An 18779-nucleotide genomic window follows, 5' to 3' on the forward strand; every position below is an offset into this window, starting at 1 on the left:
GGTGTAGGGGACGGAACCGAGTGAGTGCTCCACGTTAGGTCGGCCTAATCAATGCTTGCAAGTTCAACTTTTGGCCAAGCTTTTGCGCGTGCTGTGGGTTCCGGATCCGTCTCGCGCCCTTGTCCCGCCTGGTCCGCGGCCGTCCGCAGAACCGCCCGCGCCACCGCGTCGGCGTCCGACAGAGTGACCGAGTCCACACCGGGCCGGGCTCCGGCGGCGGTCACCCAGTGCACACCCTCCGTAGGCACTCCGATCGCGAACCGCCTTGGGTGCGGGCGTCCCTGACGGTCGATCAGACGGTAGGGGCGCTGTGTTACGTCCAGTCCTCCGGTTTCGTAACCGTCCACCGTGTGCGGACGGCACTGGCCCGTCTTGAGGAGCCGGGCGAGGAGTTCGTCGGCCGTCCGGCGGAGGTCCGGCTCGGGCAGGCGTGCCTCGACGAGTGTCGTCGCCGTCACGGTCGAGCCGGGCACGTCGGGGGAGTGCGCCACCCAGGCCCCGCCCTCGGCCCGCACCTCCAGCCGCGGGCCCAGCACCTCCAGGACGCCCGCCTCGATCAGCGCGGTCATCTCCTCGATACGGCGCCTGGGCGGGCCGATCGAGAGGAACGCGTTGAGCGGGGTGTACCAGCGGTCCAGGTGCTCCCGGCGCGAGGCTCCGCCGAGCCCGCCGTGGTCGACGATCTGCCGCAACTCGTTGCGCAGGTCGCGCAGTACGTCGAGAGCCGCCTTGAGGGGACCCTCGACGTTGCCGAGCGCGGCCTGTGCGGCGTCCTCGCGGAGGTGGTCCAGCAGCCACTCCCTGAAGTCGCCCGGACCGGCGAAGACCCGACCGCCGTACGGCCGTGAAATCCGGTCCCAGGACCACCGGTCGGCCTCCGCGATCCCGAACTCGTCCAGGATCGGGGCCTCTTGGGGATCACGGTGGGGAACGGCGAGGAAGCGGTCACGGAAGCCGCGTGTCAGGGCGGTGTCAGGCCCCAACACCCCTTCGTAGTAGACGGTTTCGACCTCCTTCGCCACCAACGGCCATATCTCCGTGAGGAAGTCCGGTGCGTCGCCCGAGTCCGCGCGCTTGCGGAAGCGGGAGATGACGTCCGGGGTGAGGACGAGGGGCACGTGACGCCCGTACGGGCCCTTCGCGTTGTCGCCGCGGGCCTGGTACGGGATGCCGCGGCGGGAGCCCGCCCGCAGGCGCGGCTCCCGGCCCGAGGGGAGGTAGCGCAGGCCGTCCGGGGTGTGCCGGAAACGGCCGCCGCGGGCCGTCGTCAACAGCGCCATGTGGTCGAAGAAGTTGAGGCCGAGACCCCGCAGGAGGACGGTCTCGCCGGGGGCGACGGAGGAGAGGTCGAGGTCCGCCGGGTTGGCGGGCGGGACATGACGCAGGCCGTGGCGGTCGGCGTACGCGGCCAGGCGCTGCTGTGCCCGGTCCGCCACGGCCGGCAGGTGCCCCTGGGCCAGGACCACCGCGGACAGGTCCGGGAGGGTGCGGCCGTTGTCGAGTGCGAGGGTCTGGTGGCCGTCGGCCGTCTCGTCGAGGCGGGTCGCGCGCGCCCGGTGTGTCAGGACCCGCAGCGCGGGCGGTGCCCCGCGGACCACCTCGGCGAAGACCCACTCCAGGTACTGCCCGTACTGGGCGCGGGTCGGATAGTCGTCCGGGCCCAGTACGCCGTCGGCCCACGTGTGCAGGCTCGGGCCGGGGCGTATCGGGCCCGAGCAGTCCACGCTCTCGTCGGTGAAGAGGGTGACCTGTGAGGCCACGGTGTTCATCAGCAGCTCGGCCGGCTGGGCGGTGCGCCAGACCCTGCCGGGGCCCGGCGGCGACGGGTCGACGACATGGACCGTCAGGCGGGTGCCGGGAGAGAGGAGCTCGGGCGCGGAGGCGCAGAGGCGTTCCAGGACGCTGGTGCCGCGGGGGCCTGCGCCGACCAGCGCGACGGACGCGGCCCGGCCTCTCCCGGAGTTCGCGGTCTCCGCCGGTTCCGTGGTCCCCGTTGGTTCCGTGGTCCGTGCCGGGTCCGTCGGCTCCGCGGTCGCTGCAGACAAAGGTGTGACTCCCGGACAGGTGGGGCGCTGGGCAGAGCACACCGTCCGCCGGAAGCGGACGGTCCGCATCATCATGCCGTCGCGCGCCGCGGGAACCGAGCCCTGGAACGGTTCGACCGGGCCGGTTGTGGGATGCGTCACGAGCCCCACGGGCAACAAGCGTGTGCATCACGGGCAACGCGACAGCACTTGGGCAACGTACGCAACGTGGGCAATAAACGTATGCAATCGGGGAATTGCGGGAGGCGGCCGGGCGCCGTGAGTGTCCCCCGTCGCGGGTCGCGCGAAGAGCGCCTGCGCGTGGGGGAGTTGTGACTCTCCGTGTCCGTGTGTCAGCTGAGTTCGGATTCGACGATCGTCCGCAGGCGGGCTTCTCCGCCCCGTTCCTCCCGCGCCTGGTCGAGCCGCAGGCGTGCCGAACGGCCGCGCAGGGTCAGTGTCATGAGCTGGTTGCCGAACCAAGGACCGCCGGTTTTCCGCCAGTCGACGGGTGGGCGCCCGAGTCTGCCGTGCCGGGCGAAGCGGCGGCCGATCGCGCGGCCGACCCCGCTCCAGCCGAAACGGAAGCCGAGCCTTATCGAGAGCGGGATGGAGTTGTGCACGGGGGAGCAGGTCAGCTGGAGCACCCGCGCGTCGGGTCCTTGCAGCCCCTCCCGCCAGACCGGCTCGGCGATGTACGCGTGGTGCACGTCCCCGGACAGCACGCACACCGTCGCCGGTGCCTGCGGTCCCGAGCCGGCCTCGGCGATCAGCTCCGCCAGTGCGTCGAACGACGACGGGAACGCCGCCCAGTGCTCCAGGTCCGCCGCCCGCCGCAGTTTTTCCCCGAAACGGGCCCAGCGCTCGCCGCGCTCGCCCCGGCACAGCGCGGCGTTCCACCCCTCCGCGTCGTGCACGAGGTTGGGGAGCAGCCAGGGCAGGGAGGTGCCGATGAGGAGATGGTCGTACGAACCCGGCTCCTCCAGCACCTGCTCGCGCAGCCATGACTCCTGGGCCGGGTCGAGCATCGAGCGGTTCTTCTCGTCGAGGACGCGGGCCGCGCGGGAGTCGACCATCAGGAGCCGGGTGCGGCCGAAGTCGCGGCGGTAGCTCCAGCGGACCGAGGCCGGGTCGGTGTCGGCCCGCGCGGCGAAGGTCCGCAGGGCGTCCGTGCCGTCGGGAGTGGCGCGGACCGCTTCGTACAGGGGGTCCTCGGCGAGGAGCTCTGGCGGGAGGTTGCCGAGGTGCTGGTGGACCCAGTACGACATCAGGCCGCTCAGGATCCGCTCGCGCCACCAGGGCGTGGCCCGCATGTCGGCGACCCAGGCCTCGCTGGTGTTCCAGTCGTCGATGACGTCGTGGTCGTCGAAGATCATGCAGCTGGGCACGGTGGAGAGCAGCCAGCGGATCTCGGGGTCGAGCCACGATTCGTAGTAGAGGTGCGTGTACTCCTCGTAGTCCGCGACCTCGGCGCCCGGCGGTTCGTTCAGCCCGCGGCGGGCCTCCAGCCAGCGGCGGGTGGCGTCCGAGACCTCGTCCGCGTACACCTGGTCGCCCAGCAGCAGGAGGACGTCCGGGCGTTCGCCGTCCGGGTTCGCGGCGATGCGGGCGGCGAGGGTGTCCAGGGCGTCCGGGCCTCCGGGGTCCTTCTCGTCGGCGGCCGGCGTGGCCCAGCGGCAGGAGCCGAAGGCGACCCGTACGGTCTCGTGGTCGTCCACCGGGGTGTGGATGACGGAGGGCGGGAAGCGGGAGTCGGGGAGCGGCCAGACCTGTGCCCCGTCGAGCAGTACCTCGTACGAGGACGCCGTGCCCGGGGTCAGTCCGGTGACCGGGACCAGGGCGTAGTGATGGCCCGCGATCTGGAAGGTGCGGGACTCACCGCCCGCGCCGTCCGGGCAGCGCACCTCGGCGTTGCACGGGCGGCTCGCCTCGACCCAGACGGTCGCGGACGAGCCGTCGACGTACCTCAGCAGTGGACCCAGGCGCAGACCCGCCACGCGATCACTCTCCTCCGTCGCCCCGTACGGTACGGAACGACGGAGGTGAGCGGGGAGGTTCCGTGCATGGTGCAGTTGATCAGTTGCCGATCGGGTGCCCGTCAGTTGTCCGTCAGCTGGCGATCTGCTGCCTTTTTCCGCCGGTCGGCTGCCCGTCGGCTGCCGGTCGTCCGTCGGCCGGTTGGTGATCGGCTGTGGATCAGTTGGTGATCAGCAGCCGCTGAGGACGGAGCTGAGCTTGCTCTTCTCCGCCGAGTCGACGGAGAGGTCGTAGTAGTACTTCACCTGGACCCAGGCGCGTACGTAGGTGCAGGCGTAGGCGGTGCGCGACGGCATCCACTCGGCCGGGTCCTGGTCGCTCTTCGACTGGTTCACGTTGTCCGTGACGGCGATGAGCTGCGGGCGGGTGAGGTCGTTGGCGAAGGCCTGGCGCTGGGAGGTGGTCCAGCTGTCGGCGCCGGAGTCCCAGGCCTCGGCCAGCGGGACGAGGTGGTCGATGTCGAGGTCGGAGGCGGCGGTCCAGGTCGCGCCGTCGTAGACGGAGTACCAGCTGCCGCTGGTGGCCGCGCAGGCGGAGCTGGTGACGACGTTCGTGCCGTCGCGCTTCAGGACCGTCTCACGGGTGTTGCACGTGCCGCTGATGGTGATCCAGTGCGGGAAGAGATCGCGGTCGTAGCCGGTGCGGTCCTCGGTCGCCACGGTGAGCGAGGCGAGGTAGGTGCGGGCGGTGGCGGCGCTGACCGGGGTGGGCAGCGCGGCGGAGGCGGTCGGGCCGTTGAAAAGCCCGACCATGGCTATCAATCCGGCGAAGGCGGCCACTAGACTCAGCCGTCGACGCGCGTAGATCTTCGGCATGCGAACTCCCTTGGGGTGGGGGGAAGTTGACCTGCGAGCGACTGAATGCTCGCGGTGGCCGGTTTCCGGGAGATGTGCGTCAGGTGAGAAGTTAATGACGTGGGCATGACACAACAAGAGGTGGCGCGGGACTTTCGGGTTTCCGTCGGCCGCCTTGTTGTGGGTTCGTGCGGAATGGGGCCTCTGGGGTGGTAGCGGGATCGGGTCTTTGTTTTGTACCGTGGAGGAACAAAGTGGCTCCCGCCCGCACTCCCTGACCGGCGGGCGGGGCCGCCTTGTCCCCCCCCGGGGGTCATGGACTGGCCCTGGCCCCGCACGGGACCCTCTTCCGCGCTTTGGAGCATGCCGATGACGGCCTCGACCGTGCTGACCGCCCGTGCCCTGCTGCTGGACATGGACGGCACCCTCGTCAACTCGGACGCCGTCGTCGAGCGCGTGTGGCGCCGCTGGGCCGACCGGCACGGGCTCGACGGGGACGAGGCCATGAAGGTCGTCCACGGGCGGCAGGGGTACGCGTCGATGGCCGTGCTGCTGCCCGGCCGGCCCATGGAGCAGAACTACGCCGACAACGCGCGGATGCTCGCCGAGGAGACGGCGGACATGGACGGGGTCGTGGCGATTCCGGGGGCCGCGGAGTTTCTGGCCTCGTTGCGGGGGGTGGTGGCGCATGCGCTCGTGACGTCCGCGGATGTGGCGCTGTCGGCCGCGCGGATGGGGGCGGCGGGGCTTTCGCTGCCGGAGGTTCGGGTCACGGCCGAGTCCGTGGGGGCGAGCAAGCCGGATCCCGAGGGGTTTTTGAAGGGGGCGGCCGAGTTGGGGGTTGCGCCTGAGGAGTGTGTGGTGTTCGAGGACTCTGGGGCGGGGATCTCGGCGGGGCGCTCCGCGGGGATGCGGGTGGTCGGGGTTGGGCCCCGGGCCGGGTTTCATCGGCCGGATGTTGTGGTGCGGGATCTTCGGCAGGTGCGGGTTGAGGGTTTGGGGGGTGGGGTGGTTCGGCTTCGGGTGGGGTGACCCTGGGGTCGGGTGTGTGGGGGAGTGGCTGGGGGTGGTGTTGGGTGCGGGGCGGCTTGGGCTGGTTGCGCCGTTCCCCGCGCCCCTGAATTGGCTGGGGTTTGGTGTTTGGTGCGCGCCGGTGGGGGCTTGTCGCGCAGTTCCCCGCGCCCCTGAGGGGGGCTGAGGAGTGATGTTGTCTGCGGGTGGGTGGGGGCTTGTCGCGCAGTTCCTCGCGCCCCTGAGGGGGGTGAGGCGTGACGTTTGGTGCGGCTGCGTGGGGGCTGGGTGCGCAGTTCCCCGCGCCCCTGAAAGCCTGGGGTCCAGCCCCGTTGGCGGTCGCCCGGGGTGCCAGCCCTGTTGGGGGTCAGGGGTGGCCGTGGTTTACGGCTCTTGTGTTTCTGATTCCAGGCGGGTTCGGGTTTCTTTGTCGTAGGTGCCTGTGTCCTCGTTGTCGATGCCTCGGGTGAGTTGGTAGTTGCGGACTGCGGTTTCGGTTCGGTTGTCGTAGTCGCCGTTGGGGTTGCCCGCGAAGAGGGCCACCTGCTGGAGGCGTTGCTGGAGTTCGGTGACCTCGGGGCCCTCGTCGCCGGGGCGCAGTGTCACGGCCTCGGCCTTCTCCGGCGGGATGGAGGGCCGGCTGGTCGTGGGGGTGGGGGCGCCTGTCGACGGGGCGCGGGACGTGGAGGTCGGGCGGGGCGGCGTCGGCGAGGCGGGCGACCGCGTCGGTGACGGTGTGGGGCTCGCGCTGCTCGACTCGGTCGGTGACGCCGACGGCGACCGTGTGGGCGACTCGGAGTCCGACGGCGACGGCTCGTCCAGGGTCGCGTCCGGCACGCTCGCGCGTATGTCGTCCGGGGCCGCGCTCTCCCGCGACGGCGCGTCGTACGAGAACAGTCCGCTCGCGAACCCGGCGGCCGCGACCACTGCCGCGGTGGCGCCGGCGCCGACGAGTGCGAAGCGGCGGCGTCGGCCGGTGTTCTCCGTGGGGTCCGCGGCGGGGTCCTCGGGGAAGCCGGGGGCGGGGTCCGGCCGACGCGCCTCGAAGAGGCTCGTGTCGGGGGCGGGGGAACGGGGCAGTGCCGTCGCGCGGGGCAGTTGAGCCGTGGCGGCCGGGTCGGTGGACAGGTCGGCGGGCCGGCCGGTGGCCTGTGCCTCGGGTGTCGCGCTCGTGGGCGGCTCGGGTGGCGCGCTGTGCCCAAACTCGTGCCCAAGCGCGTGCTCATGCCCGTACCCATACCCGTACCCGGGTCCGGGCTCGTCGCCGAATCCGTGTCCGTGGTCGGTGCCGTCAGCCGCAGGGGCGCCCGTTGGGCTGCCGGGCGGCTCCGGAGGGGCGGAGCCTGTCGAGTCCGTCGCTCCAGGTGTCGCCGGGTCCAGGTCCACGTAGGGGCGGATGCGCAGGGGGTCGAAGTCCTCCGCCGCTGCGGCCTCCGCGGAGCGGGTCTCCAGCAGGGCGTCCGCGGCCCGCCGGGCGCAGTCGCACGTGGGGGAGCCCTCCGACGCCCAGGGCGCTCCGCATTCCGGGCATATGTGACCGTTCCGGTCGTTCACGTGTGGGTTCCTCCCCGTACGAACTCCAGCGATTATGCAGACCCCCTCCACACAATCTCCCGGTTACCCCCGGAATCCCGGACTCCGTAGCGCATTCAACAGGCCATAACCGGTCACACGGACCAGGATGGGAGAGGAAACGGGACTCTCGCGGCCGGGAGGTCTTCATGGCCGAGGATGCGCACGGTGCGAACGACACGAGCGGCACGAACACACCGAAGGCGGCCCGCCACACCCGGGATCATTCGCGCGGTGCAGGCGCCGGTCAGGAGCATCCGAAGGGCGGCGTCCTCGTCTCGATCGGGGCCCTGCTCCTCGGACTGCTGCTGGCCGCGCTCGACCAGACGATCGTGTCGACCGCGCTGCCGACCATCGTCAGCGACCTGGGTGGTCTCGATCACCTGTCGTGGGTCGTCACCGCGTATCTCCTCGCCTCCACGGCCGCCACCCCGCTCTGGGGCAAGCTCGGTGACCAGTACGGACGCAAGAAACTGTTCCAGACCGCCATCGTGATCTTCCTGATCGGCTCCGCGCTGTGCGGTATGGCGCAGAACATGCCCCAGCTGATCGCCTTCCGCGCCCTCCAGGGCCTCGGCGGCGGCGGGCTCATCGTGCTGTCGATGGCGATCGTCGGCGACATCGTCTCGCCCCGCGAACGGGGCAAGTACCAGGGCCTGTTCGGCGCGGTCTTCGGCGCGAGCAGTGTCCTCGGCCCGCTGCTCGGCGGGCTGTTCACCCAGCACCTGAGCTGGCGCTGGGTCTTCTACATCAACCTCCCCGTCGGGATCGTCGCGCTCGCCGTCATCGCGACCGTCCTGCGCATCCCGGTCCGCGCCCAGAAACACACGATCGACTACCTCGGTACGTTCCTCATCGCGGCCGTCGCCACCTGCCTGGTCCTCGTCGCCTCGCTCGGCGGCAGCACCTGGGCCTGGGGCTCGGCGCAGATCGTCGGCCTCGCCGTGCTGGGTGCCGTCCTGGCCGTGGCCTTCGTGGCCGTCGAACAGCGGGCCGCCGAACCCGTACTGCCCCTGAAGCTGTTCCGGATCCGCACCTTCACCCTCGCCGCCGCGATCAGCTTCATCGTCGGCTTCGCGATGTTCGGCGCGATGACGTACCTCCCGACCTTCCTCCAGGTCGTCCACGGGATCTCGCCCACCATGTCGGGCGTGCACATGCTGCCGATGGTGGCCGGGCTGCTCGTCTCCTCGACCGTCTCCGGCCAGATCGTCAGCCGCACGGGCCGCTGGAAGGTGTTTCCCATCGCCGGTACGGGCGTCACCGCGCTCGGTCTGCTGCTCCTGCACCAGCTCGACGAGAACAGCTCCGCGGCCGAGATGAGCTCGTACCTCCTCGTGTTCGGCCTGGGGCTCGGCCTGGTCATGCAGGTCCTCGTGCTGATCGTGCAGAACGCCGTCTCGTACGAGGACCTCGGCGTCGCCACCTCCGGCGCCACGTTCTTCCGCTCCATCGGTGCCTCGTTCGGCGTCGCCATCTTCGGCACGGTCTTCGCGAGCCGGCTGGGCAGCGAACTGACCTCCGCGCTCCGGGGGCAGGACCTCCCGCCGAGCCTCGGTGTGGACGCGCTGAAGTCCGACCCGAAGATCATCTCCGACCTCCCGGCCGCACTCCGGCCGCCCGTCGTCGAGGCGTACTCCACGTCCATCACGGACGTCTTCCTGTACGCGGCCCCGGTCGCCCTCGCCGGCTTCGCGCTCGCCTGGTTCCTGCGCGAGGACAGGCTGCGCGCCTCGGTGACGGCACCCGACGCCACCCAGACACTGGCCAGCAACCCCGTGGAGCGCTCCTCGTACGACGAGGTGTGCCGCGCGCTGTCCGTGCTCGGCACCCGTGAGGGGCGGCGCGAGATCTACAAGAAGATCACCGCCCGCGCCGGGTACGACCTGCTGCCCGCCACGAGCTGGCTCCTGCTGCGGATCAGGCGCTACGGCTGGGCCGAGCCGGCCGTCCTCGCCGAGCGCAGCGCGGTGCCCCTGCACGTCGTCATCGCGGCCGCCCGCCAGGTCGAGGAACGGCGGCTCGCCGTACGGGAGGGCCTCGACCTCGTCCTGACCGACCAGGGCCGCGAGGCGGCCGAGAAGCTGTCCAAGGCCCGCGAGGAGTCCCTCGCCGAGCTCCTGGGCGACTGGTGGGGCCCGGACCGCCCCACCGACCTGGTCAGCCTCGTCGAGGAACTCAACGCCGAGATGTGCGGCTCCAACCAGGAACGCCCCCACAACGGAACCGTGCCGAAGCCGACCGGCAGGGTGTGGCTCACGAAGTGAACCCGGGGCTCCCCGGCGGATGACGCGCGAGCCATGATGGGCGGGCGGCTCAGGCGGTGAGCCTCTTGGCGAACCAGTGCTCGGCGTACAGGCCGTCGTTGTACGCCTCGGTCTCCGCGTAGCCGTGCCGGGCGTACAGCGCCCGCGCCTCCACCAGGTCGCCCCGGGTGTCGAGGACCAGCCGCCCGGCCCCGAGTGCCCGGGCCGCCGCCTCGGCAGCCCCGAGGAGGACGGCACCGCCGCCCTTGCCCCGCAGATCCCCGCGTACGAAGACACGCTTGAGTTCGCCCGTCGTCGCGTCGCGGAGCCGTACGCCCGCCATGCCCGCCGCCTCGCCGTCGTGCCGCGCGACGAGCAACACCCCGCCGGGCGGGGTGAATTCGGCTCCGGTGTCGGCGGCGATCTCGCGTTTCAGCTCGGCGGGGTCGGTGTCGTGCCCGCGGTGCAGCCGGTACCAGCGGTCGCTGACCTCCGTGTAGTACGCCCGCCAGAGGGCGACCGCGGCCGGCGAGTCGAAGGGCTCGGGGGCGACGGTCCAGGGCGCCGGCTCACCGGGCGTACGTGTCTTCATGGCGGGCATTGTCACGAGGACCCGTAGGCCGTCCGCAAGCGAATTACCGCCGGCTCACCCGGTGGCCTGCTTGAGGGCCCGCAGGTGGATGTGGGTGACCTCGGGGGAGTCGACGACGTCGGCCTTCTCCCACTCGATGTGGTCCGTGCCCAGGTTGTCGAAGAGCCGGGTGCCGGCGCAGGTGAGGACCGGGACGACGTGGAGGAGGAGTTCGTCGAGGAGGCCGGCGCGGATGAACTGCTGGATCAGGTTCGCGCCGCCCGCCAGGGAGACGTCCTTGTCGCCCGCGGCCTCACGGGCCAGGGCGAGGGCGTGCTCGGGGCCCTCGGTGACGAAGTGGTAGCTCGTGCCGCCCTCCTTCACCACGGTCTCGCGGAGGTGGTGGGTGACGACGTACACCGGCAGGTGGAACGGCGGCTCGTCGCCCCAGGGCACCTCGCCGCTGACGAACATGCCGTGGCCCATGACCACCGCGCCCGACCGGGCGACCCACTCGGCCACCACGTCGTTGTCCCGGCCCTCCGTCCCGCCCTTCTGCCCCTGCATCTCGCGGAACGCGCGCAGTCCGTACACCCAGCGGTGCAGACGTTCGCCGCCTATGCCGAGCGGGTGCTCGGCCCCTGCGTCGGGGCCGGTGATGTATCCGTCGAGCGACATGCCGATCCGTGCGACGACCTTGCTCATGATGTTCTCCTCGGTATCAGGAGGCGCCCCTGTGCCGCCCCTCACTCGTGCTCTCACCCATGCGTCGAACGAGGGACGCCGTAATCGACACGCTGCCGCACGGATGTCGCGAGCGCTGTTTGGGGAGCGCTGCGCGGGCAACCCGGCTGGGGAAGCGGCCCACTGGGCCCAGAACCCGGAAGGCATTCCATGTCCACAGGCGTGATCATCCTTCTGATCGTGGTCGCGGTGGCTCTCGTGGCCGCCGTGGTCGCCCGGTCCGTGGCGGCCCGCGGGGCGGGCGGCGGGCGAGGTCTGAAGCGGCGCTTCGGGCCCGAGTACGACCGGGCCGTCGCCCGGCACGACGGCGACTCCAAGGCCGCCGAGCACGAACTCGAAGAGCGGGTGAAGCGGCACGGATCGCTGCGCGAGCAGCCGCTGGAGCCCTCGGCGCGGGAGCGGTACATGGTCCGCTGGACCGCCGTGCAGGAGCAGTTCGTCGACTCGCCGCGCGACGCCGTCGTCGAGGCGGACCGGCTCATCGCCGAGGTGGCCGGCGCCCGCGGATTCCCGGACGGCGGCAGTTACGACGAGCAGCTCGACGCGCTCTCCGTGCACCACGCGCACCACGTCCACGGCTTCCGGCGCGTCCACCGGGCCGCGCACGCACCCACCGCCGGCTCCGGCGCGGGCGGGGCGGCGGCCGGTACGGAGGAACTGCGCGAGGCCCTCGTCGAGGCCCGCGCGCTCTTCCAGGACCTGACGGCCCCGGTCCGCGGGGAGCAGAAGGCGCTGTCCCGGGGGAAGAGCGAGCCCCGGGAGAAGACCGACGAAGCCCCCGAGACCACCCGAACCGACAACAACTCCCGCGGCCGGCTGCACGCGCCGTGGGCACTCAACAGGCGCCATGTGAAGGGGAGTTGAGAGTCATGCCGGACGACAACACGACGGCCGGGCCCCCGGCGGAACGGCGCGACGACAGGCCGACGCCTGCCGACCGGACCGAGGCACCTGACCGGACCGGTGCTCCCGACCGGCCGACGTCCTCCGACCGGCGGACGTCCCCGGACCGGCGGATATCCGCCGACCGGACCGGGGCATCCGACCGGGCCGAGAGCGCCGGGCCGACCGAGACACCCGACCGGACAGGGACACCTGACCGGGCCGAGGCTGCCGGCCGGACCGGGACACTTGGCCGTACAGAGGCTGCCGGCCGGACCGGGACACCCGGTCGGACCGAGGCCATCGACCGGGCCGAGGCGCCCGGAAGGTCCGCCACCTCCGGAGGGGTCCTCGCTCCCGGCACCGGCTCAGGCACACCCGCCCCGTCAGGGGCGCGGGGAACTGCGCGACCGGCCCACGACGACCGGCACATGACCACGGCGGGAGGTTCCACGGCTCCTGAAGGCACGCCTGCCCCTGGCACTCACGGCAGGGCGACCCCCGAAACCGCCGGAGGCACCCGAGTCGGCGGACGCCTGATGTCCCCGGACGCGGGCGACAAGTGGACCCTCCAACTCCAGCACGCGGTGGCCGGCTTCATCGACGGCCCGCGCGGCTCGGTCGAGGAGGCCGACAAGGTCCTCCAGGAGGTCGCGGCACGCTTCACCGACGCCGTCACCGAGCGCCGCCGCACACTCCGTACGTCCTGGCAGACCACCGGCGAGGACAAGGCCGACACCGAACAACTGCGGCTGGTCCTACGGGACTACCGGGAACTGGCGGAACGGCTGCTGCGGCTCTGAACCCACATGCCTCCGTGAACGTACGTGCCTTCGCGAACCCACGTACCCTCGCGAACCCACGTACCCTCGCGAACTCCCGTACACCGTAGGCATCTTGCGCAGCGAGGCCCTGCCCCGGGCCATGTGCCGGGGCAGGGCCTCACCCGTGCCCCGAGAGGGCGGCGCGGTCTCGACGAGGAGTAGTTCGGCGGGGCCTCAGCCGGCGCGCCGCTCCTGCCACTCGCGGACGATCTCCTCGACGTCGTACGGCTTGAGGCCCAGCGGCGGGCCCGGCGGCGGCTTGAACATCATCTCGCGGATCTTCTTGTTGATCTCCGTGACGATCCGCCGCACCGCCTGCTCCGACGGGGCCTTGGCTACCGCCTCAAGGGCGTCCTCGGCCTCCTTGCGGAGGGCCAGCGTCGGCGGCAGTACGGTCAGGCCCTCGCGGATCATCTTCTGCTTGATCCACCACAGTTCGTCGTACGACGTCTCGGGACCGCTCGTCAGCGGCTTGCCCATACCGGGGAGATCGGCGAACTCCCCACGGGCTTCCGCGTCGCGGATCTGCTTGTCGACCCAGGACTCGAAGCTGACACCAGGAGGCTTGCGCTCGGTCATGCGTCCATTGTGCCGGACGGTGTACGACCGCGCCGAGCGGTGCGGGACCGCTTCGAGCGGTGTGGGACTGCGCCGGACGGTGTGGGGCCTGGCGAATTATCATTCGGCGGCGACACCTCGCCGGGGCGTCAACCGCGTCCTGGCGCGGGACAATTGGAACGCGGGAACGCGCGGGAACGAAGGAGCACACGTGCTCGAACTCACCATGGCCACGGTGTCCGGTACGGAAGCCGGCGCGACGGCCGGTATGCAGATGGCCGACGCTCCGAGCGAGCCGGGTGCCGTGCTGCGGGTGGGGCGGGACCGGGGCGTGTGCCGCCTCGCGACGCCCGACGACTGGCTGTTCGTCTCGCGGGTGCACCTGGAGTTCCTGTGCGGGCCCGAGGGGAGCTGGCAGGTGACCTGGCTGCGGGGCTCGCACGACGAGCCCTCGTCCGAGGTGCGGTTCACACTGGTCGGCGGGGCAGCCCCGCAGATCCTGCCGTACGGCGGGACGGCGAAGCTGCCCCTCGGAGGTTCCGGCGAACTGATCATCTACGACCGCACGGGGCCCCGCAGCGTCAACGTGGGCTTCTACCACGAGGTCTGACCCCTGAAGGCGGCTCGCAGAAGCACCGGAGGGGCTACGGCAGTACGCGCGCCAGCGCGAACCCGTCGTACCCCTTCGAGCCCACCGTCTGGATCGCCGTGGCGGTCAGCTTCGGATGCGTGGCGAACAGGTCGAGGGCCTCGCGGGTGCCCCGCACGCTCGGGTCGTCGCTGGTGGCGTCGGTGACGGCGCCCTCGCGGACGACGTTGTCGAGGATGATCAGGCTGCCGGGGCGGGTGAGCTTGAGGGCCCACTCCACGTAGCGCGGGTTGTTGACCTTGTCCGCGTCGATGAAGACCAGGTCGAAGGGGGCCGTGTTCCCGTCGCCCTCGTCGGCCAGCTTCGCCAGGGAGTCGAGTGCCGGGCCCACCCGGACCTCGGTGATCTTGTCCAGGCCGGCCCGGGCGAGGTTGCGGCGGGCCACCTCGGCGTGTCGTTCGCTGTACTCCAGCGTGATCAGCCGGCCGTCCTGCGGGAGGGCGCGGGCCAGCCAGATGCTGCTGTAGCCGCCGAGCGTGCCGATCTCCAGGATGCGGGTCGCGCCCTGGATCACGGCGAGGAGGTGCAGCAGTTTGCCCTGCGGCGGGGCGACGTTGATGTGGGGCAGTCCGGCGGCGTCGCTGTCGCTCAGCGCGTCGGTCAGTGCGGCGTCCGGCGGGGCGAGGAGACCGGTGAAGTAGTCGTCCACGTCGTGCCAGAGCTGCGGCTCGGTCATACGGGTATACCTTTCGCCTGTCTACTTAGGTGCGCTAACTAGTTCCGTCGCTGAATATAGCCGGTTACCGGCAGGTTGGGTGGTTGTATTCCACTCACGGCGACTCGCGGAGGTCTCACGGCGACTTGCGAGGGAGCCTCACCGGCCGTACAACACCTCCATCCGGACAAAAGACTGAAGGACGTCAGGTGAAGAGGGGGTTGCCTGCGTCTCACGGCGGGGGGAGTGCGAGCCTCTTAGGATTCGAACAGGAAACAGACGCACCAGACCCATGGGACACCGGGGACGAACGGGGCGGGAGGGCCGACGGCGCGTGGCGAATGCGGAGCACGGTGGACGACCAGGGGATGCCTTCGGGGCGGCGGCGCCCGGGACGGCGAAGGCACGGCTTGGAGTGGTCCGCGCGGGCCTCTGGCTGGTCGCCGCCGTCCTGGCGGTACGGCAGGTGGCCGTCGTCCTGAGCACGCCGAAAGGCGAACGGCTGACGGACCTGGAGACCTGGGTCGGACCCAACGGCGTGCTCCATGTGAAGGGGTCGCTGTACGACTCGACCCAGTTCACGGGCACACCGTTCGCCGGGCTCGTCCTCAAGCCCCTCACCCGGTCGGCCGAACAGGCCCTGGGCTGGGGCTGGACCTTCGGCACGCTGCTGCTCGTCGTGGCCCTCGGCCTGGTCGCCGCGCGCGCCCTGCCGCAGCCCGTGAGCCGCCGGACGGCCCTGCTCGCCGCGCCCGTCGCGATCAGCCTGCTGATGCTGTCGCTGCCCGTGCGCAACACGCTCCACCTCGGCCAGACCAGCATCATTCCCGTGCTGCTCGTGCTCCTCGGCTGCTTCGCCGTGCGCGGGGAACGGGCGAGCGGGGTGCTGATCGGGCTCGCGGCGGCCCTCCAGCCGACCGTGCTCCTCTTCGTGCCGCTCCTGTGGTTCACCGGCCGCCGCCGGGCCGCCGCCTCCACGGGGATCGCCTTCGCCGCGGGCACCGCGCTCGCGTGGGCGGCGATGCCGCACGACTCGTACACGTACTGGGTGCACCACCTGGCCGGAGTCGGGCTCGGGCGGCCCGCCGACGACCTCGCCAACCAGTCGCTGCACGGCGCGCTGCTCCGGCTCGGCCTCGAAGGCCCGCTGGAGATCGGGCTGTTCCTGTCGCTGGGCGCGGCCGTCGCCGTGCTCGGCCTGCGCCGCGCCGTGCGCTACGCCCGCGACGGGCAGTTGCTGCTCGCGGTCGCGGTCACCGGCTGTGTCGCCGTCGCCGTGTCGCCCACCACCTGGCAGCACCAGCTGCTGTGGGTGCTGCTCGCGCTGGTCGGCCGGGTCGGCAAGAAGGCCGGCGACCGGTACGTATGGCCCGTCGCCGTCATCCTGGTGATGACGCTCCCGGCGAAGATGATGCTGCCGAACATGGCGGCCCTCTACCCGCTGCGTGACAACGTCGTCCTGCTCGCCGCCCTCGCCGCGGCCACCGTGGTTCCGTTTCTGTCCCGAACGTCGGAGTACTACCGCTCGCCGATTCCGACCGAGTACGCGCAGCCGGTGCCCACCAGGTGGAAGCGCGTGCCGCTGCTGCCGTTCCTGCGCCGGGTCCTCACCCGGCCGAACCTGCTGCTCGAACTTCTGCTGATCCGCGTCGGCTACTCCGCGTACCAGCAGGTCAGACTCGCGGCGACCGGCGGCACCAACACGGGGGGCCGTGCCACCGCCGAGGAACACGGCGAGCAGATCCACGCGATCGAGAAGTTCCTGCACATCGACGTCGAGCGCTGGGTCAACCACGCGGTGGTGGACGTCCCGTGGCTGCAGAGCTTCTTCGACTTCTACTACACGTCGTTCCACTTCGTGGTGCCGCTGAGTGTCCTCGGCATCCTCTACGTCCGCCGTCCCGCCGACTACCGCTGGGCCCGCGCGGCGCTCGGCTTCGCCACGCTGTTCGCGCTCGTCGGCTTCTGGCTCTACCCGCTGGCCCCGCCGCGGCTGATGCCGGGCCTCGGCTTCATCGACACCGTGCACGGTGTGCAGGACTTCTCCCAGCCGGACTACGGGACGCTGACCGCGCTCACCAACCAGTACGCGGCGATGCCCTCGCTGCACTTCGGCTGGTCGCTGTGGTGCGGGCTCGTCATCGCGATTCTCGCCCCGAAGTGGTGGATGAAGGCTCTCGGCCTGCTGCACCCGCTGTTCACGGTCTCCGCGATCGTGGCGACCGCCAACCACTGGGTCCTGGACGCGGCGGGCGGCGCGGCCGTCGTCGGCGCGGGCTTCGCGCTGACCTACCTGCTCCAGGGACCGCGCCCGCGGCCGCTCGCGAAACCGGCGGTGGAGGCGGCGAAGACGGCGGAGGCCGCGGAGGTCAGCACCGCGGAGCCGGCCCCGGCGAAGGACCGTACCCCGAGCTGATCCGGTACTCGCCCGGCTCGGTCACCGTCAGACGCGTGAACTCGCCCGCCTTCTCCAGGCAGCCGCCCTCGGCGTACAGCCAGGGCGAGAAGGCGACGCGCACGGTCACCGAGCCGGCCCGCGGGACGTGCACGAGGACCGCGGCGCTGTCGGCCCGCACGACGGTGGCGGGCTTCGACACCAGGGGCACCGCCCCGCGCACGCGGTAGACCCGCCAGTTCACGTCCCGCCACACCGGCTCCAGCCACTCGGTGCCCCGCGCGACCAGGCGCGCCTCGTCCTCCGCGAAGCCGTCCGGCTTTCCCGAGGGCAGTACGACGAAGCCGACCGCCCACCGGTCCAGCCAGGCCCGGTACGTCGTCTCCGAGAACGTCCCGTCGTAGAAGAGCCGGCCGCGCTCCATGTCCAATTGCCGGTTCCAGCCGCGCGCCAGGTTCACGTGCGGGGCCAGCGCGGTCGCCTCGCGGTGGTTGCGGGCCGGGACCACCTCGACGCGCGTACGGTCCGCGCCGAGCCGGTCCAGGGCGTCCACGACGCTGGCCGTGTCGGAGGCCCAGGCCGGCACGGCCGTCGACACCTGCAGATCGTCGACGGTCTTCTTGCCCACCCAGCCCACGGAGAAGACCAGCGCCATGGCGAGCGCGATCCGGCGTCTCTTCTGGCTGCGACTCCGGGACGCCTCAGCCGGTGTCGAGGGGACGACCGTGCTCGACCCTTCGGGCCTCCGCGCGCTCGTCCCCTCGACACCGGCGCGCCCCTGCGGCTCCGCTGTGTGCCGATGGCTCGGCACCGCCAGCAGCGCGGCCAACAGGGCCGCCGGCGCGAACAGTTCCGCGAGCCGCTCCACGTTCGTGCCGACCGGTGAGGGAATCAGATACGTGAGGACCGTCCCGGCCGCGTACACGACGGCACCCCAGCGCAGCACCCGCCAGCCGCGCGGCGCGAGGGTCAGTACGACGAGGCCGATCACGACGGGCGGCCAGATCCGGGCCGCCGGCATCAACTGCTCGCCGGTGAACGGGAACAGCAGGGTGGTGGTGCCCACCACCACGACCGGCGGGACGATCAGCGTGGCGGCCCGCACCCGGTCCCGTACGAGGGCGTGGCCGGCGCCCGCCACGACCAGGAACAGTCCGGCCACCGGGCTCGCCATGGCCGCCAGCGCCGCGTACGCCACCGCGAGCGGCAGCCGGCGCTCCCGGGTCAGCAGCACACAGGCCGCGAGCCCGAGCGCGACACCGAGGGCGAAGGTGGTGCGCCCCGACGCGACGTTGCACCACAGCGCGAGCGAGGCGAGCAGCGCCGGGCCGAGCGGCCGGCGGATCCCCGTACGGACGATGAGGACCGAGGCCAGCCAGGCGGCGAGGAGCCCGGCGGCGACGGTGACCGTGCGCACGCCGAAGGCGGCCATCAGATAGGGCGAGATCAGGCTGTAGTTGGCGGTGTGCATCCCGCCGTACCAGAACAGGCTGTACGCCGAACCGCCGTGCCGGGACGCGAAGTCGGCCCAGGCCTCCTGTGCCGCGAGATCACCGCCGCCGGTGGCGAGGAACAGCCACCACACCACGTACAGCGGCACGGTCGGCAGGGTGGCGAGGAGGGGAACGCGGTGCCGCCTCCAAACCGGGCGGAGGTCCCGCTTCCGGGAGGCGGTCGCGCCCTCCGGCCGGACGAGTGACAGTTCGGCTGGGACCACGGCTCGGCTTGTCCGTTCGAAGTCTTCGAAGGTGTCAGTTGGCTGTGCCATCCGTGAAGACGCGTAACGGACCGGAAACGTTCACTCGGTTTCGGGCACG

General features: G+C 71.5%; 15 protein-coding genes. 6 read left to right on the forward strand and 9 right to left on the reverse strand.

Annotation, left to right across the window (positions count from 1 at the left end; translation table 11 throughout):
* Positions 1–44 precede the first annotated feature (44 nt).
* The 3 genes from OG718_RS37130 to OG718_RS37140 all read right to left on the reverse strand — a co-directional run bounded on the left by OG718_RS37130 (position 45) and on the right by OG718_RS37140 (position 4876).
* Positions 45–2114 carry an FAD/NAD(P)-binding protein gene (locus tag OG718_RS37130; protein WP_443055368.1) on the reverse strand — a complete coding sequence of 690 codons (2070 nt, stop codon included), beginning with the start codon at positions 2112–2114 and terminating at the stop codon, positions 45–47.
* Positions 2115–2377: 263 nt separating this feature from the next.
* Positions 2378–4021 carry an alkaline phosphatase D family protein gene (locus tag OG718_RS37135; RefSeq protein WP_328846261.1) on the reverse strand — a complete coding sequence of 548 codons (1644 nt, stop codon included), beginning with the start codon at positions 4019–4021 and terminating at the stop codon, positions 2378–2380.
* Positions 4022–4231: 210 nt separating this feature from the next.
* Positions 4232–4876 (reverse strand): HNH endonuclease family protein, encoded by a 645-nt coding sequence (locus OG718_RS37140; protein WP_143631570.1) that lies wholly within the window; start codon positions 4874–4876, stop codon positions 4232–4234.
* A 342-nt stretch (positions 4877–5218) separates the two neighbouring features.
* On the opposite strand from OG718_RS37140, the gene OG718_RS37145 reads away from it, so the two are divergent.
* Positions 5219–5887, forward strand: a complete 669-nt coding sequence (locus OG718_RS37145; protein ID WP_328846262.1) for an HAD family hydrolase — start codon at positions 5219–5221, stop codon at positions 5885–5887.
* A 363-nt stretch (positions 5888–6250) separates the two neighbouring features.
* Here the strand turns inward: OG718_RS37145 and OG718_RS37150 are convergent, their stop codons facing one another.
* Complete coding sequence (locus tag OG718_RS37150) at positions 6251–7420, reverse strand: peptidoglycan-binding domain-containing protein (protein ID WP_328846263.1); 1170 nt, start codon at positions 7418–7420, stop codon at positions 6251–6253.
* A gap of 167 nt (positions 7421–7587) precedes the next feature.
* Between OG718_RS37150 and OG718_RS37155 the strand changes: the two genes are divergently transcribed.
* Positions 7588–9705 carry an MDR family MFS transporter gene (locus OG718_RS37155; protein ID WP_306940314.1) on the forward strand — a complete coding sequence of 706 codons (2118 nt, stop codon included), beginning with the start codon at positions 7588–7590 and terminating at the stop codon, positions 9703–9705.
* Positions 9706–9754: 49 nt separating this feature from the next.
* Here OG718_RS37155 and OG718_RS37160 read toward each other — a convergent pair whose 3' ends face one another.
* Positions 9755–10276, reverse strand: coding sequence for a GNAT family N-acetyltransferase (locus tag OG718_RS37160; protein WP_328846264.1), 522 nt, complete (start codon positions 10274–10276; stop codon positions 9755–9757).
* Positions 10277–10330: 54 nt separating this feature from the next.
* Positions 10331–10960 carry a dihydrofolate reductase family protein gene (locus OG718_RS37165; protein ID WP_328846265.1) on the reverse strand — a complete coding sequence of 210 codons (630 nt, stop codon included), beginning with the start codon at positions 10958–10960 and terminating at the stop codon, positions 10331–10333.
* A gap of 189 nt (positions 10961–11149) precedes the next feature.
* Between OG718_RS37165 and OG718_RS37170 the strand changes: the two genes are divergently transcribed.
* Positions 11150–11863: a hypothetical protein gene (locus OG718_RS37170; RefSeq protein WP_328846266.1), complete on the forward strand. Its 714-nt coding sequence runs from the start codon at positions 11150–11152 to the stop codon at positions 11861–11863.
* A gap of 557 nt (positions 11864–12420) precedes the next feature.
* Complete coding sequence (locus tag OG718_RS54465) at positions 12421–12684, forward strand: hypothetical protein (RefSeq protein WP_443055208.1); 264 nt, start codon at positions 12421–12423, stop codon at positions 12682–12684.
* 195 nt (positions 12685–12879) lie between these two features.
* Here OG718_RS54465 and OG718_RS37180 read toward each other — a convergent pair whose 3' ends face one another.
* Positions 12880–13284, reverse strand: a complete 405-nt coding sequence (locus tag OG718_RS37180) for a J-domain-containing protein (protein WP_143631548.1) — start codon at positions 13282–13284, stop codon at positions 12880–12882.
* Between the two features lie 190 nt (positions 13285–13474).
* Here OG718_RS37180 and OG718_RS37185 point away from each other — a divergent pair, with 190 nt between their 5' ends.
* A complete protein-coding gene (locus OG718_RS37185; protein ID WP_143631546.1) occupies positions 13475–13873 on the forward strand; it encodes a hypothetical protein in 399 nt (132 codons plus the stop codon).
* 34 nt (positions 13874–13907) lie between these two features.
* Here the strand turns inward: OG718_RS37185 and OG718_RS37190 are convergent, their stop codons facing one another.
* The gene (locus tag OG718_RS37190) at positions 13908–14588 is read right to left on the reverse strand and encodes an O-methyltransferase (protein WP_143631543.1); all 681 of its coding nucleotides are present in this window, start codon (positions 14586–14588) and stop codon (positions 13908–13910) included.
* 313 nt (positions 14589–14901) lie between these two features.
* On the opposite strand from OG718_RS37190, the gene OG718_RS37195 reads away from it, so the two are divergent.
* Positions 14902–16983, forward strand: a complete 2082-nt coding sequence (locus tag OG718_RS37195) for a bifunctional glycosyltransferase 87/phosphatase PAP2 family protein (protein WP_328846267.1) — start codon at positions 14902–14904, stop codon at positions 16981–16983.
* Here OG718_RS37195 and OG718_RS37200 read toward each other — a convergent pair.
* Positions 16937–18679 carry a hypothetical protein gene (locus OG718_RS37200; protein ID WP_143631538.1) on the reverse strand — a complete coding sequence of 581 codons (1743 nt, stop codon included), beginning with the start codon at positions 18677–18679 and terminating at the stop codon, positions 16937–16939. The two genes, OG718_RS37195 and OG718_RS37200, sit on opposite strands and share 47 nt — an antisense overlap.
* Positions 18680–18779 lie beyond the last annotated feature (100 nt).

Origin of the sequence: Streptomyces sp. NBC_00258, from assembly GCF_036182465.1 — a bacterium.
In the GTDB taxonomy this organism is placed as follows: domain Bacteria; phylum Actinomycetota; class Actinomycetes; order Streptomycetales; family Streptomycetaceae; genus Streptomyces.

Bases quoted from the DNA above. Each gene is read 5' to 3' on its own strand.
- OG718_RS37160 (WP_328846264.1), bottom strand. From the start codon at position 10,276: ATGAAGACACGTACGCCCGGTGAGCCGGCGCCCTGGACCGTCGCCCCC.
- OG718_RS37190 (WP_143631543.1), bottom strand. From the start codon at position 14,588: ATGACCGAGCCGCAGCTCTGGCACGACGTGGACGACTACTTCACCGGT.
- OG718_RS37170 (WP_328846266.1), top strand. From the start codon at position 11,150: ATGTCCACAGGCGTGATCATCCTTCTGATCGTGGTCGCGGTGGCTCTC.
- OG718_RS37155 (WP_306940314.1), top strand. From the start codon at position 7,588: ATGGCCGAGGATGCGCACGGTGCGAACGACACGAGCGGCACGAACACA.
- OG718_RS37180 (WP_143631548.1), bottom strand. From the start codon at position 13,284: ATGACCGAGCGCAAGCCTCCTGGTGTCAGCTTCGAGTCCTGGGTCGAC.
- OG718_RS37140 (WP_143631570.1), bottom strand. From the start codon at position 4,876: ATGCCGAAGATCTACGCGCGTCGACGGCTGAGTCTAGTGGCCGCCTTC.
- OG718_RS37130 (WP_443055368.1), bottom strand. From the start codon at position 2,114: ATGCGGACCGTCCGCTTCCGGCGGACGGTGTGCTCTGCCCAGCGCCCC.
- OG718_RS37145 (WP_328846262.1), top strand. From the start codon at position 5,219: ATGCCGATGACGGCCTCGACCGTGCTGACCGCCCGTGCCCTGCTGCTG.
- OG718_RS54465 (WP_443055208.1), top strand. From the start codon at position 12,421: ATGTCCCCGGACGCGGGCGACAAGTGGACCCTCCAACTCCAGCACGCG.
- OG718_RS37165 (WP_328846265.1), bottom strand. From the start codon at position 10,960: ATGAGCAAGGTCGTCGCACGGATCGGCATGTCGCTCGACGGATACATC.